The 14,963-nt window shown below is 49.6% G+C and carries 13 protein-coding genes; 4 read left to right on the top strand and 9 right to left on the bottom strand.

The annotated features are described in order from the left end of the window. Positions 1-72: 72 nt before the first annotated feature. The 5 genes from J7438_RS17860 to sdhC all read right to left on the bottom strand — a co-directional run bounded on the left by J7438_RS17860 (position 73) and on the right by sdhC (position 6,520). Positions 73-2,907 carry a 2-oxoglutarate dehydrogenase E1 component gene (locus J7438_RS17860; RefSeq protein WP_209202280.1) on the bottom strand — a complete coding sequence of 945 codons (2,835 nt, stop codon included), beginning with the start codon at positions 2,905-2,907 and terminating at the stop codon, positions 73-75. A gap of 382 nt (positions 2,908-3,289) precedes the next feature. Continuing rightward, positions 3,290-3,994: a succinate dehydrogenase iron-sulfur subunit gene (locus tag J7438_RS17855; protein ID WP_101746869.1), complete on the bottom strand. Its 705-nt coding sequence runs from the start codon at positions 3,992-3,994 to the stop codon at positions 3,290-3,292. A gap of 13 nt (positions 3,995-4,007) precedes the next feature. Further along, positions 4,008-5,780 (bottom strand): succinate dehydrogenase flavoprotein subunit, encoded by a 1,773-nt coding sequence (sdhA, locus tag J7438_RS17850; protein WP_209202278.1) that lies wholly within the window; start codon positions 5,778-5,780, stop codon positions 4,008-4,010. Positions 5,781-5,783: 3 nt separating this feature from the next. Beyond that, positions 5,784-6,152, bottom strand: coding sequence for a succinate dehydrogenase, hydrophobic membrane anchor protein (gene sdhD, locus J7438_RS17845; protein WP_209202276.1), 369 nt, complete (start codon positions 6,150-6,152; stop codon positions 5,784-5,786). Continuing rightward, on the bottom strand, positions 6,146-6,520 hold the full coding sequence (gene sdhC / locus J7438_RS17840) for a succinate dehydrogenase, cytochrome b556 subunit (protein ID WP_209202274.1): 375 nt from the start codon (positions 6,518-6,520) through the stop codon (positions 6,146-6,148). Before sdhC ends, sdhD begins: the two co-directional genes overlap by 7 nt. Before the next feature lie 462 nt (positions 6,521-6,982). Here sdhC and gltA point away from each other — a divergent pair, with 462 nt between their 5' ends. Both gltA and ddpX (J7438_RS17830) read left to right on the top strand, forming a co-directional pair. Further along, entirely contained in the window at positions 6,983-8,275 is a 1,293-nt protein-coding gene (gene gltA / locus J7438_RS17835) for a citrate synthase (RefSeq protein WP_209277624.1), read from the top strand. A gap of 192 nt (positions 8,276-8,467) precedes the next feature. Beyond that, positions 8,468-9,013 carry a D-alanyl-D-alanine dipeptidase gene (gene ddpX, locus J7438_RS17830; RefSeq protein WP_209277623.1) on the top strand — a complete coding sequence of 182 codons (546 nt, stop codon included), beginning with the start codon at positions 8,468-8,470 and terminating at the stop codon, positions 9,011-9,013. Positions 9,014-9,080: 67 nt separating this feature from the next. On the opposite strand, the gene J7438_RS17825 is transcribed toward ddpX (J7438_RS17830), so the two are convergent. Both J7438_RS17825 and J7438_RS17820 read right to left on the bottom strand, forming a co-directional pair. Next, a complete protein-coding gene (locus J7438_RS17825; protein WP_209277622.1) occupies positions 9,081-10,418 on the bottom strand; it encodes a protein kinase domain-containing protein in 1,338 nt (445 codons plus the stop codon). 130 nt (positions 10,419-10,548) lie between these two features. Next, positions 10,549-11,493, bottom strand: a complete 945-nt coding sequence (locus J7438_RS17820) for a hypothetical protein (protein WP_209277621.1) — start codon at positions 11,491-11,493, stop codon at positions 10,549-10,551. Positions 11,494-11,555: 62 nt separating this feature from the next. Between J7438_RS17820 and ddpX (J7438_RS17815) the strand changes: the two genes are divergently transcribed. Beyond that, positions 11,556-12,284 (top strand): D-alanyl-D-alanine dipeptidase, encoded by a 729-nt coding sequence (gene ddpX, locus J7438_RS17815; RefSeq protein ID WP_209277620.1) that lies wholly within the window; start codon positions 11,556-11,558, stop codon positions 12,282-12,284. A 209-nt stretch (positions 12,285-12,493) separates the two neighbouring features. Beyond that, on the top strand, positions 12,494-13,408 hold the full coding sequence (locus tag J7438_RS17810) for a cation efflux transmembrane domain-containing protein (protein ID WP_209277619.1): 915 nt from the start codon (positions 12,494-12,496) through the stop codon (positions 13,406-13,408). On the opposite strand, the gene J7438_RS17805 is transcribed toward J7438_RS17810, so the two are convergent. Both J7438_RS17805 and J7438_RS17800 read right to left on the bottom strand, forming a co-directional pair. Further along, a complete protein-coding gene (locus tag J7438_RS17805) occupies positions 13,405-14,109 on the bottom strand; it encodes a hypothetical protein (RefSeq protein WP_209202260.1) in 705 nt (234 codons plus the stop codon). The genes J7438_RS17810 and J7438_RS17805 overlap by 4 nt on opposite strands. A 195-nt stretch (positions 14,110-14,304) precedes the next feature. Beyond that, the gene (locus J7438_RS17800; RefSeq protein ID WP_209277617.1) at positions 14,305-14,808 is read right to left on the bottom strand and encodes a hypothetical protein; all 504 of its coding nucleotides are present in this window, start codon (positions 14,806-14,808) and stop codon (positions 14,305-14,307) included. Positions 14,809-14,963: the final 155 nt, after the last annotated feature.

The following is a 14,963-nucleotide window of genomic DNA, read 5'->3' as shown; positions in this document are numbered from 1 at the left end:
AGATCGATAAGAAATACCTGCTGGCCGTTTAACCAATATCACTGCTCAGCTTGAGCAGTAAATTATCATTATTCAAATGCTGAAAGCATCATTTACCAACTTCTGCTGCTCCTGAGCATGTGTAGACATATAGCCACATGCCGGAGCGGCTGATGCTTCGCGCCCTGCGTACTTGAGACTCATTGTTTTATTCGGATGAACGGCAACTGAGCGACGCATATGATGCTGACTACAATACCACGCACCCTGGTTCATTGGCTCTTCCTGACACCAGACCACATCTTTCAGGTTTGGATAGCTGGTAATCAGCTCATCCAGGTCGTCCTGAGGGAATGGGTAGAGCTGTTCGATACGGATAATCACCGTATCAGTCAGCCCTTCCGTTCTTTTCTTTTCCAACAGGTCATAGTAGACCTTGCCTGAGCACATAATCATCCGGGTGATTGCTGATGGTTCATGGCCGTCAACCTCAGGGATAATCGTCTGGAAACTACCCTCTGCCAGCTCTTCCAGAGAGGAGGTGGCCTGTTTGTGACGGAGCAAACTCTTGGGGGTAAATGCCACCAACGGCTTGCGCAACGGACGCAGCATCTGCCGTCTCAACATGTGGAACACCTGGGCTGGCGTTGTCGGAACGCAGACCTGAATATTGTGTTCCGCACACAACTGTAAAAATCGCTCAAGCCTGGCCGATGAGTGCTCCGGTCCCTGGCCCTCATAACCATGGGGCAGCAACATGGTGAGGCCTGACAGACGCCCCCACTTGTGCTCGCCACTGGAAATAAACTGATCAATAACCACCTGGGCACCGTTGGCAAAATCACCAAACTGAGCTTCCCAGATAACCAGTGCATTGGGCGTCGTTGCTGCATAGCCGTACTCAAAAGCAAGAACCGCTTCCTCGGACAGAAATGAGTCCCAGATCTGGAATCGTGGCTGCTCCGGGGAAAGTTTGGTCAGGTTCACCAAAGTCGAGCCATCTTTCTGGTTATGGAATACCGCATGGCGGTGAGAAAATGTTCCACGTCCGACATCCTGCCCAGTAATTCGAACTTCACTGCCTTCCATTAGCAGTGACGCATAGGCCAGCAGTTCAGCACACCCCCAGTTAATCGGCAGGGCACCTGCTGCCATCTTGCGGCGATCCTCAACGATCTTGCTGACCTGACGCTGCAGCAAAAAGCCTTCGGGAATTTCACACAGTTTCTGGCCTAATGATTGCAGTGTTCCCACGGCGACACGGGTATCATGGCGAGCAGTCCATTCGTGACCAAGATAGGGTGTCCAGTCCACAAAGAGCTCTTTATTAGGCTCTTTTACCAGGGCCTTGACCACATGCTCACCATTGTCGAGGGCGTTACGGAAACTCTCTACCAGCTCTTTATCAGCCGCCTCACTGATCACACCTTCGCCCAGCAAAACCTTGGCATAAAGATCCCGGGTAGTCATATGGGATTTAATCTTGCTGTACATCATCGGCTGAGTGGCGGATGGCTCATCCGCCTCATTGTGCCCGCGACGACGGTAGCAGACGAGGTCTACAACAATGTCTTTATGGAACTCCATCCGGTAATCAAGGGCCAGTTTAGTGGCAAACTGAACCGCTTCAGGGTCATCACCGTTAACATGAAGGATCGGTGCCCCGACAATCTTGGCAACATCGGTGCAGTATTCCGTCGAACGGGCATCTTCGCGAAAACTGGTGGTAAAGCCAACCTGGTTGTTAATGATGATATGTATGGTGCCACCGGTTTTATAGGCACGGGTCTGGGACATCTGCAGGGTTTCCATCACAACCCCCTGCCCCGCAAAAGCGGCATCACCGTGAATGGCAATAGGGACCACCTTGTTGCCCACTGAATCCTTTCGGCGGTCCTGACGGGCTCGGACCGACCCCTCAACCACCGGGGTAACAATTTCCAGATGGGATGGGTTAAACATCAGGGCAAGATGCACCTCGCCACCCGGCGTCATCACATTGGAAGAGAAGCCCTGATGGTATTTCACATCACCGGAGCCTCGTTCAACCAGCTTCTTGCCTTCAAATTCGTCAAACAGATCACCGGGCTTCTTACCCAGAATATTGACCAGCACGTTCAAGCGGCCACGGTGAGCCATGCCGATCACCAGCTCCTTTGAACCATAGGAGCCGGAGCGCTGAATAATCTCATCCAGCATGGGGATCAGAGACTCACCACCTTCCAGACCAAACCGTTTGGTGCCGGGAAACTTGGTCCCCAGGTATTTTTCCAGACCTTCCGCTGCGGTCAATCGTTCCAGCAAGTGCAGCTTGGCTTCAACTCCTACTTCCGGGCGGCTGCGAACACTTTCCATACGACTCTGAAACCAGCGACGTTCTTCTGTCTGGGGAATGTGCATATACTCAACACCAATTGACTGGCAATAGGTGGCTTTTAAGGCATCGTATATTTCCCGCAAAGAAGCGTGTTCCTTGCCAATAAACAGCGTTGAAGTCTGAAACTCGATATCCAGATCCGCTTCACTGAGACCGTGGTATGCAAGGGATAAATCAGGAAACTCTTCCCGTTTCATCACACCAAGAGGATCGATAACAGCCTGCTGATGACCACGAATCCGGAAAGCGCTGATCAAACGCAAAACCTGAACCTGCTTGCGTTCATGATCACTGGAAACCGAGGAAGTCTGAATCGGGCGGGTAGTCTGACGCTGACGCGCCATAAGAATGAAATTTTCCTGGATGGTAGAATGTGGAACGTCAGCTCCGCTACCACTAACCGGGGGCAGCTTTTCAAAATAGTCACGCCACTGTACTTCTACGCTGTTGGGATCGCGCAGATAGCGTTCGTACATATCCTCGACGTATGCAGCATTTCCCCCTGCAATGTGGGAAGAACTCCACATCCGCTGCATTACACCTTCTTGCATGATCTTTACCCCGTGAGTCTGGGGCTTATCCCGGGAAATCTGCTTTTACAACCCTGAATGGCTGAAAAACAAAGATCACTGATGATGTCGATAGCCAGTCAGTGAACAATCCCCCTCAGATAGGGTCGGATGTTTTCCGACCGCCCCTGCTGGTTCAAGCTATTGCGGCCCCATAATTCCGGATGGCAGCAGCACAATTTATTAAGTCTAAAAATATATTTAGTTACAGGCTTTGTATTGTCAGAGGTCGCCTGCACTCTCCTGACAGAGCATAGCTGACTTTTCAGCTCTATGGATCTTGAGTACCCCGAAAAAAGACTTCACAGGGGCACTTTTTTTACCACCAAACAGCAACGACAGGTTGGAATGACCCACAGCTATACTATGTTGCACTCTTAAACAACATCTGCCTGATATGACCAATAGCCCGTGTCGGGTTTAAGCCTTTAGGGCAGACATTGACACAATTCATGATCCCCCGGCAACGGAAAACACTGAACGGGTCATCAAGATCTGCCAGACGCTCCTCTGTCGCTGTATCCCTGCTATCGGCAAGGAAACGATAAGCTTGCAGCAGGCCGGAGGGGCCAACAAATTTATCAGGGTTCCACCAGAAGGAAGGGCAGGCTGTTGAGCAACAGGCGCAAAGAATACACTCATAAAGCCCGTCCAATTTCTCCCTGTCTTCCGGGGACTGGAGCCGTTCAATGGCTGGCGCTGGCGTATCGTTAATCAGGTATGGCTTGATCTTTTCGTACTGTTTGTAGAACAGACTCATATCAACGACCAGGTCCCTGATTACTGGCAACCCGGGCAGCGGACGAATCACCAGTTTATTTCCCCTGACAGCTTCTGACAAAGGGGTAATGCAGGCCAAACCATTGGTACCGCCAATACTCAAGCCATCGGAGCCACAAACACCCTCTCGGCAGGAACGTCGGTAAACCAGCGTTGGATCCTGCTCTTTAATCAGATTCAGAACGTCCAGAACCATCAGGTCCCGGCCTTCCGGGATATCGACATCAAAGTCCATCATATAGGGCTTTTTGTCGGCTTCCGGGTTATAGCGATAGATACTTACCTTCATAAGCCTCTCTCCCTCAGTAGCTTCTTGCCTTGGGAGGAAATGCCTCCATGGTTGCCGGGGCAAAGTTAACAGCACGCTTACTTACTGATTGATCAGTCGGTGAGTATAGCGAGTGTGCCAGCCAGTTTTCATCATCCCGTTCCTGGTAATCATTACGGGCATGAGCACCACGGGACTCTGTTCTGACTTCGGCGGAAACAGCTGTTGCATAAGCCACCTGATACAGGTTTTCCAACTCAAGTGCTTCAACCCTGGCGGTGTTGAATGCCTGGCTCTTGTCTTCCAGATGAAGATTGGCCAGCCGCTCACCCAGCTCATCCAGAAGCTTGAGACCTTTCTGCATGCTCTCACCTTCACGGAACACACCAAAATAGAGCTGCATGGTGTTCTGCAGATCAGCACGCACTTTGGCAACGCTTTCACCACTGCTTGATTTGTTCAGGCGATCAAGTCGTGACAAGGCTGCTTCCACATCACTGTCTGAGGCGTCCACAGAGTCAAAGCCATCTTTCAGGTTTTTCTCAATCTGCAGGCCTGCAGCGCGACCAAAGACCACCAGATCCAGCAGAGAATTACCACCCAGACGGTTGGCACCATGAACAGAAACACAGGCCGCTTCACCACAGGCATAAAGGCCTTCAATCACTTCATCATTACCGGCCCCATCCTGACGCAGAGCCTGTCCGCCAACATTGGTGGGAATCCCTCCCATCATATAATGGCAGGTGGGCACCACAGGTACCGGCACTTTCACAGGGTCTGCATGAGCAAAGGTTTTAGACAGCTCACAGATACCAGGCAGACGCAGGTTCAGCGTCTCTTCACCCAGATGATCCAGCTTCAGCAGTACGTGGTCCTTGTTGGGACCACAACCACGTCCTTCGAGAATCTCGATAACCATAGAACGGGCAACAACATCGCGACCAGCAAGGTCTTTGGCGTTAGGTGCATAACGCTCCATGAAGCGTTCACCTTCACTGTTAATCAGGTAACCACCTTCGCCACGGCAACCCTCTGTCACCAGCACGCCCGCACCATGAATGCCTGTAGGATGGAACTGCCACATTTCCATATCCTGCATTGGATATCCGGCACGCAAAGCCATACCGATACCGTCACCGGTATTGATCAGGGCATTGGTAGTGGAAGCGTAAATACGGCCTGCACCGCCGGTGGCCATAACGGTGGCTTTTGCCTTGATATAAACGGTTTCGCCACTTTCAATATCAATGGCGATAACACCGGCAACCTGACCTTTCTGATTCTTCACCAGATCAACGGCATACCACTCATTAAGGAAGGTGGTGCCGCCCTTCAGGTTAGCCTGATACAACGTGTGAAGAAGTGCGTGACCAGTCCGGTCTGCCGCTGCACAGGTTCTGGCAGCCTGACCTCCTTTGCCAAAATCCTTGGACTGGCCTCCGAACGGACGCTGGTAAATTCGACCCTCTTCAGTCCGGGAAAATGGCAAGCCCATATGCTCCAGCTCGAAAACCGCCTGCGGACCCACCGAGCACATATACTCAATTGCGTCCTGGTCACCAATATAGTCGGAGCCTTTCACCGTATCGAACATATGCCAGCGCCAGTCATCTTTTGGGTCTGCGCTGGCAATTGCACAGGTAATACCACCCTGAGCGGATACCGTGTGAGAACGGGTAGGAAATACCTTACTGACACAGGCCGTTTTAATTCCGGCCTGGGTAAGCTGGAGCGCGGCACGCATGCCTGCTCCCCCACCACCTATAACGATGGCATCATAGGTCAGGGTACGAAGTGCTGACATCGGTTAAAGCCCCCAAAGAATTTGCACGCCCCAGATCACATAACTGAACAGGGCAATAAAGCACACTATCTGCAAAGGAAAACGGATAAGAACCGACTTACTGCCAAAAGCGCGGTCATTAAAATAGTCAGTAGTAATCGTCCACATACCAATCCAGGCATGAGCCAGGATAGAAATCAGCGCCAGCAGGGTAAAAATCCGCATCCAGGTTTCATCAAAGAGCTCAGCCCACTGGCCAAACTGGAGACCGGGATTGATGACCAGATAGCCCAAAAGGAACACCGAATAGACACCAAGAACTACTGCCGTCAGCCTTTGCAGCATCCAGTCATAAAGCCCACTGCGGGACAAATTGGTGATATTGGTTACCATACCCAAACCCCCGCAAGGATAATCAGCACTGTTGACAGAACAAGAGTCACAATAGCTCCAAGGCTTCCTGACTCCTTACCATCACCCACATCCACATCCATCAACAGATGTTTCACTCCGGCAATCAAATGATAAATCAGGGCAGACAGAATGCCCCAGATTATGAATTTTGCCAGGGGAGCTGACAGCAAGGCTTTGAGGGCGTCAAATGACTCCTCGGAAGCAAGCGACAATTCCAGCCCATACAGAAGAAAACCCAGACCAATAAACAGGATGACACCCGATATGCGATGCAAGATCGAAGTGTATGCAGGCAGGGGTAATTTGATTGTTGTTATATCGAGATTGACAGGTCTTTTGCTATTCACTCTTTTGCCCCAACGCTCGGTGGCGTACACAGCAGAATCAGCAAGAACATCCAGGTTCTCTGGACCCTACGACAAGCAAGTGGAGAAATGCTAAATGCGAAATATACGATTTCCCCTCAAATTAAAGCCGGTGGACCGAAGAACCAACCCATACGGCTTCGGATCGGAGTATATACACTCTAACAGGTAATTACAATTGCTCACCTTATTAAGCAATTACCCCTAAAAACCAAGCCGTTTTTCATACCTTTGTTACGGATTACATTCATAACCAGTTCGTTTGACAAAAAAATTTATGTCTCTATAGTGGTCAAACCGTAAAAGGGAGCTACTTACAACGAATTTGAATATTTTTTAAACAGACTCCCGGCTTTATTTGTGATTTTTTCCGGCTTCATTTTGTAAAAAGCATCCATCTAAAGTAACTATAACGAGACCAAACGGCATGACAGGAGGCCATAAATGGCTGACAAGAAAGCTCTACTCTCCATTGACGGCACGGACCAGACACTGGAGTTACCCATTTATTCAGGCTCTCTCGGGCCTGATGTTGTTGATGTCAGGGGGCTGACTTCCAACGGTCTGTTTACCTACGATCCGGGCTTTGTTTCCACTGCATCCTGTGAGTCAAAAATCACTTACATCGATGGCGACAAAGGTATCCTCCTGCATCGTGGCTATCCAATAGAACAGCTGGCCGAGCAGTCTGATTATCTGGAAACCTGCTACCTGCTGCTTTACGGAGACCTCCCAAACCGTCAGGAAAAGGAAAAGTTCGAAAACACCATCATGCGTCACACAATGCTGCATGAACAGATGAGCGACCTGTTCTCCGGATTCCGTCGTGATGCCCACCCAATGGCGGTTATGTGTGGTGTTGTCGGAGCCCTGTCTGCGTTCTATCACGACTCACTGGACATCACCAATGAAGTGCATCGCGAAATCTGCGCCTATCGCCTGATTTCCAAAATGCCTACGCTTGCTGCCATGGCCTACAAATACTCCATTGGTCAGCCGTTTGTTTATCCACGAAATGACCTGAGCTACGGTGGCAACTTCCTGCACATGATGTTTGCCACGCCCTGTGAAGAGTACGAAGTCAAGCCTGTTCTGGCCAAGGCAATGGATCGCATTTTCCTGCTCCATGCGGACCATGAACAGAATGCCTCCACATCCACCGTTCGTCTTGCAGGCTCTTCCGGAGCCAACCCATTTGCCTGTATTGCTGCCGGTATCGCTGCCCTCTGGGGCCCTGCTCATGGCGGTGCTAATGAAGCTGTGCTGGTTATGCTGAACGAGATTGGGGATGAAGCCAATATCGATGAATACATTGCCAAGGCAAAAGACAAAGACGACCCATTCCGCCTGATGGGCTTTGGACACCGTGTTTACAAGAACTTTGACCCTCGCGCCAAAGTAATGAAGCAAACCTGCGATGAAGTGCTTACGGAACTGGGCCTTGAAGATGACCCTCTGTTCCGGATTGCCAAGCGTCTGGAGAAAATCGCCCTGGAGGATGAGTACTTTATCAAGAAGAAGCTCTACCCCAATGTGGACTTCTATTCCGGGATTATTCTCAAGGCCCTGGGTATTCCAACCGAGATGTTCACAGTAATCTTTGCTACCGGTCGAACTCCGGGCTGGATTGCCCACTGGCATGAGATGATCAGCGGTGATTACCGTATTGGGCGTCCTCGTCAGCTATACACCGGTGAGACGAAACGTGACTACATAGCTGTAGCTGATCGCAGTTAATCCTCAGCTGCTTTTCTATCCCGGTATTTCTCGCAAAGTGATACCGGGCTTATACACCTTATTCCCCTTCAGCCCATCGTCTAAACTCAGATAAATAATAACTCCTGCGGTATAAAACCAATACTGAGTTCAATACATTCTTTCTATCTGGTCACAGCCAATTCTCCTGTTATTAAACGTGAGATCGTCTTAATGAAAGCGCCCACAGAACTGAAACTCATTACTGCAGAACAGTTTGGTATTGATATCGACATGGCGTATGCGACCAACAATAATTTTACCGGACATCCGATTTATAAAAGCCACGACTGTTATCTTCACCCACTGGCTGCGCAAGGCATCAAACGAGCTTCAGAGCTGTTACGTCCACTGAATTTGAAACTGAAAGTATGGGATGCTTTCAGGCCAATAACGGCTCAGGCAGAGTTATTCCGTTTTTTTCCTGATCCTGATTACGTTTCCGACCCGGAGAGCGGCCTGTGCAGCCACTGCCGTGGGATAGCAATCGACCTCACTATTATTGACCATTTTGGTCATGAGCTTGAGATGGGAACCCCATTTGATGACTTCCGCCCCCTGGCACACCATGGCAATGACCAGATTTCTGCTGAGGCGCAGCGCAACCGTTTGCTTCTGGCAGGTGTCATGAATCTTGCCGGCTTTGACCCTTTAGATACCGAATGGTGGCACTATCAACTGCCGGAGGCTAAAAGCTACCCGATTATTAAACCGGAGTAGAAACCATCGACACTGACGTAACCTCATCCTCACTTAATCAGAAAACACGGTTTCATTTACTGACTACTTATGGTTGCAAACCATGCTCCTGCAGTGTGTGCACAATCGTTTCCGCCCAGGGTCGCCGATTGGGATTTTTTTCAATCATCCTGTTGACCAATTTCGTCAGCTCGGGAGCTGACCGATGCTGACAATGAGGTTCAGCAAGTGTTACCGGTAAGTTCTGCCGGTAAAATTCCTGCCAGGTATGCATGGTTAACAAGTCTGCATCCATCATAATCTCAACAAATGAGATGCCAGCGGAGTAAATATCAGCACTGTAATTCTGTCGCTTGCACTCTTTCACTTCTGGCGCAGAATAGCGGGCAGAACCGGAGGCATCGCGGGGAAAGCGGTCCTCAACCACCCGGTGGGCATTTCCAAAATCGGCGATCCGCAGACGGTTCGCAGTCATATCAACCAGCAGATTCTCCGGTTTGATATCCCGGTGTAAAATGCGGTTCTGTTTCAGTACTGTCAGACCACGAGCCAGATCATACAGCCAGGAAACGATGGTCGGGACGCGTTCATCCGGAAGCACCTGAGTGATCGCCCGGGCCATATTGAGTCCGCCATCCTGGAGAACCAGCTCCGTGGTGTAGTCCTTCGTGTCAATGATTCCGTTAAAGCCAATAAAACCGATAATAAAATCACTGCTCAGCGACCTAAGCAACAGAGCCTCATGATGATCGGCCTCATAAACCGCCCTAGCCTCTTCATCACTGGCATCAATACTGCGACTTCGGATTATCCATGGCTTCTTTGCCGGGGCACGGGGTGAGTACCTGACCACGAGCGTCTCGCAGGCTGGAGGTTCAGCATTATTATCGCAGCTGATTTCACTGGCAGTAGCGTTGGACTTATCTGGATTTTCCCCCAGGGAGACCGGCCCGGGTAACTTTTCTTTGGCGCTGGCAGGCACCGGCCAGGGGGCTTCAGGTTTCTCGCTGGGAGTCGTTGGTGCACTTCCAATCCCGGATGAGTTGTCATCTCTGAAGATGATATCGTTATCGTCGTCATCTGCCTGGGGAGATGAATCCAGACCACTGTTGAGACCGGGAATCTCAACATCAGCAAAACCTTCATCACCGTTGACACTGTCTGCGCTGTCCTCACCCCCGCTAGAGTTGCCCTCATCCCCGCTGGAGGCATCTTCATCTGCGCTAGACCAACCCACAGAGAGATCCGTCCCGGCTACGCTTCGTGCCAGTAAACCCGTTTCATGGTGATGGAGCTCAGACTCAGGTAATGCCTTTTCAGCATTATCCACCACGCTCCCAACTTGCTGTCCCGATGAAATCGGTTTGTTATCCTGACCGGCAACATCCACAGGCCGATTGCTCCCATTCCCGGATACGCCATCCATAAAGGCACCTGAAGATCTTGTATATCTTCAGTTTTTTTTCGACCAGCGCAGCTGATAATCGATACAAGCTTAATAACGCACGCCAAAAGCCCGGCCAAGCGTCAAAGTTATCCGATGCCCATCACGGGAGTCAGAACGCACGATGGGTATCATCTGTCGTCTTCAAGGAGACAACGACCAGTTTCTTTCTGAAACTGCCGTTGTCCGAAAACGATTCGCGGGTAACAATTTCAGGAATAAGACCGGATGCAGCCCTGTCGAACAAGGCATCCGAGTCGTAGGATATGTACAAATCCGGATACTTTTCGCGATGAAGCTTGAGGCAAAGATGGTAACTGGAATCAAAATCGTGCCAGTAGCAAGACCCCCTACCTTTGCGATATGAATCGCAGATGCCAAGCCAGGAGTCCTTGATAGTACGATCTGGCACATGATCCTTGACAGTCAAATGTTTGTAGAAACGCTCAGGCTTTCTCTGTTCCGCCACCTGACAGGAGCTGTTGTAGATCTCGGACAGGCTGATGTCTTCTATACCACCGGATCGGTTAAAACAGGTCACGCTGAGCGTTTTGTACTCCACTTTACTGACACCACCCTCGGCTTTAAGCGTTGTCAGAGTGTCTGAACTCCAACCGACAACCACAATGGCGTGCTCAAGCCACTGACTGTGGCAGTCGGACGAGGCCGGGCGACTGTAGGTATCCTGGTCCATCTGGACAAAAACGATGACATGGCGTCCCGCTCGAAAGGCATGGTCAAGCAGCGACACCATCTCAACCGAGTCTTTATATTCACGTAAACTGGTGGCCATTCCCATCCGGCAGGCCACTTTCTGGAACAGCTCGGGCGAGGTAATCTCACCGATGGCCGAACCGCAGGACTTGGCAATTTTACGTGCGCTTAATGCACTCGCATCACCATTTTTGTAGGGCAGCAGCTGGCCGCAGGCACATAAAACATGGTGCACAACGGCCAGGGCATAAACCTTGCACTGTGGACCCCATTGCAAATCAAAGTTCTGCTCGCAACGAGTCAGTGGCGTACACCTGGGAATTGACTGGTGAAGACTTTCCATAAACATGCTGACCTGAATAAAGGGTTTTGCATACAAGACAGATTTATTTACTGATAGTTCATATGTTTGGTTTATCTGGTAGTGGCAAGATGAGGGGCCGGAGTTCTCCCCTTTCCACAGGCTCAGGACGAACAGATCCCCATATCCCGTTAAAAATACAGGAAACCTGTGAAACAGTGACTATGCTTGCTATTTGCCTTGGTATGGAGACTCCAGTGACGACAATAAATAGTAATGGCAATCTGGTTCTACTTAGCGAAAAGCACCACCCCGTTACCCTTGATATTACCTACGCCAGTAGCAACAACTTTACCGGCAAGCCCATTTACCAAAGCAGCCAATGCTTTCTGCATATTGACGCACTGACTTGCCTGCTGAAAGCGACCGAGCTGCTCAGACCACTGAATCTCCGGCTCAAAATCTGGGATGCCTTTCGTCCACTGTCGGCACAGCAAATCCTGTTTCAACATATGCCGAACCCTGACTATGTTGGCAACCCGGAATCCGACCCCTGCCCTCATTGCAGAGGCGTTGCGGTAGATCTCACCATCACCGACCGTTTTGGCAAAGAACTTGATATGGGCAGCCAATTTGATGATTTTCGTCCGCTGGCCCATCATGGTAACGCTCTGGTTTCAGAAGAAGCACAGCGCAACCGACTTATGCTGGCAGGCGTAATGAATATTGCCGGTTTTAAGCCCCTGGTAACCGAGTGGTGGCACTACCAGCTACCCAACGTGGAGAGTTATCCCTTAATCCCTGAAGCTGAGACACCTGAAGGGATAATGTAACTCCCTGCTTTTCGGCACAGATTAAAGCACACGTGGCTCTGTGATTTGCTATAAATCATACCTGATTTGCCATGATTACCTTTAAGCGAATCCTGGTAATTACCAAATTAAAAATCTGAGAAGGAATGCCTTCATTCGAGACTGCGCAATGTCTCATAGCTTAGTCATCGACAAAGATGGTAAAGAGCAGATTCTAACGCTCCTGAAAGATGTACGATGAGCACAATATGTATCACTGGCTACAGCTAAATGAGCTCAACATCCTGCGCTATTCTGTCGTGCTGGAGCTTTTTTTTGGAGTGACCGGTATTCTCGTAGCCTTCTACAGCCGCTCAAACGCTGTACTGCTGGATGGCTGTTATTCCCTGCTTTGTACTTTGACCATGATGGCAAATGTCAGGATATCCCAGATCGTCAAGCTGCCGCCATCCCCTGAAAGCCCTTATGGCTATCCAACCCTTGAGCCATTAATGCTATTTTTTGAAGGCATTATTTTACTGGGACTTTGCCTTGCCTTACTGTCTTTTTCCATCTGCAAACTTATTACGGGTGGGTATATACCGGAGTTTGACCTTGCCCTGGCTTATGAGATTTTTTCAATGATCATCGGGGGAGCCACAGCCACACTGTTTTTTCTGCTTCATCGTTCAAAACCTTCCCCGCTGATCTATTTTGAATGTCAGGAGTGGCTGGTTGACTCTGCCGTCAGTGCAGCGGCTACGGCAGCGTTTGCCATAGCTTACCGGTTAGGAAATAGTCACCCGATCACCCCCTTTATTGACTCCATACTCACCATAGCGCTACTGCTGTTTCTGGTCGGGCTCCCCCTCAAGACACTGCACAAAAACTTTAAACAATTGCTGTTAAAAGATGTGGTAACACCAGAGTTGTTAGAATCGACAAAAAAAGTCATTGCAGCGCAGTGGGACGCTCAGCAAATCAATATCAGCATGATCTGGCTCGGCAGATGGTTATGGGTCAATGTAGAGATAACCATTCATAACGATACTTTGCCAACTAAAGAGGAGTTTGAGAGTATCAGGGCTAAAGCAGAACACGCTATCAGCTCAATATGTCAATATTATCGTCTTCAGTTCAGCTTCAGTTTTCAGAACAGCACTTAATACCTGTGGGCAATTGGGTCAGTAATCACAACCGTATCACCACGAAGCATAAAGTTACCGCCATGAAGGTCCATTGAGCCCACCGTTGACAGTTGGGTCAATACATCAAAGAGTGTTTGCAGAAAGTCTTCATGGGATTCAATGATACCGTCATCAACCACATCGGAGATATTGTTGCCTGCTCGTTGCACCAAATCAGAACTGGATACTTTTATCTTTTCAACAAACACTTCCAGAGTTTTGATTTCCTCGGGAAACTCACTGTTATCCACACCAAAAGACTGCATGACCGCCTTACAGGAACCCCATAAAAGGCCAAAGTCATAGTCATGAAAGTGCCGGGGTTCTGTTGCCCGCGACCCATCATCCATAAAGTCTGACAGACGCTCCACCACGTAAACCCGAACCACCATCCCGCAGGGTAAGGTAATGACATCTTCACGATGAATAACAGGCAGGTGTGGGTTGCTCTGGTTTTCCGGTGTCATGCACCATCGGGCAAAAAGGTAATAGCCATCTTTTTTGTCAGGGCACACCTTGACCACCTTATCCGGCTCATCGGGCAGGTTATAAACCGTGGCATAAACACCCTCTGCCACAGGATCAAGCTCTGAACAGCGGTCCAGATATTGTGCAATATCCTGCTTGTCTCTGATTTCATTCTGTTCAACAAGTACTTTTATATCCTGGATTGTTTCCAAGTAAATTTTCATTTTTATAGTTTTTCCATGCCCATTCAGGCACAGGAATATCCGTATTTTTATTTGTTTTTAGCCCGTACCATTTATTCTATCACTGTCTGACAAGTCATAAACCAACAGATATTTAGAAAATGCAATTGGTGTTAAAAACACCGACAGCTATTAGAATTGAGCATGGCAGGGCTTGTAACTTTTCTAAAGAGTTCTGGGTTTTGGTAATTTGGGACCATCGGAAGGAGGCGCAAACGGTTGCATACCCCCCGGATTCACCCAATGATCCGGCACCTGAATCTCAGAACTGAAGCCGGGGGCATCAGGGTTACGGGAAGGTCCAGCCATTGCTCCAGATTCTGGTGTATAAACGGCACTGGGAGAATTGGTCAGCCAAGAAGGGTTGTTAATTTCACGGATGACGCGATCTGGTGGAAAGAACGCCATAGGGCCGGTTGGTAAATGAGTACCAATGTAACTACCTCCCTCATTACCGATTGTCAATTTCCCTCGCTTTACCGATGATGGGTGTTGCTCGGCGATGGTAATACCTCTGCCGCGAAAATTTCGGGGAATACCATCTTGGGCTCTATCGGGGAATCCGGGGTCTGCTCCTCTTGCCGCGCCATCAGGTCGGCCCGGTCCCGGTGGACGTGGCGATGCACTCCCAATGTATAGTGATGGTGGGTTATTTAAAGGGTTACTCATAATTATAAACCTCTTGAGTTCTCTCAATAGCGCAATCCTGTTGCGGATTATCCTTATTGCTATGAGACTAACCAAAGGTCTTTTAGTTCCATGCCCTGTTACCTGTTTTGTTGTTGCACCTATGTCCGGAATTCCAAGGCTAATACGCGACGTGA

It is taken from the genome of Thalassotalea sp. G20_0 (genome assembly GCF_017744175.1).
GTDB lineage: Bacteria > Pseudomonadota > Gammaproteobacteria > Pseudomonadales > Endozoicomonadaceae > Endozoicomonas.
This window is presented reverse-complemented; position numbering and strand designations above follow the sequence as displayed.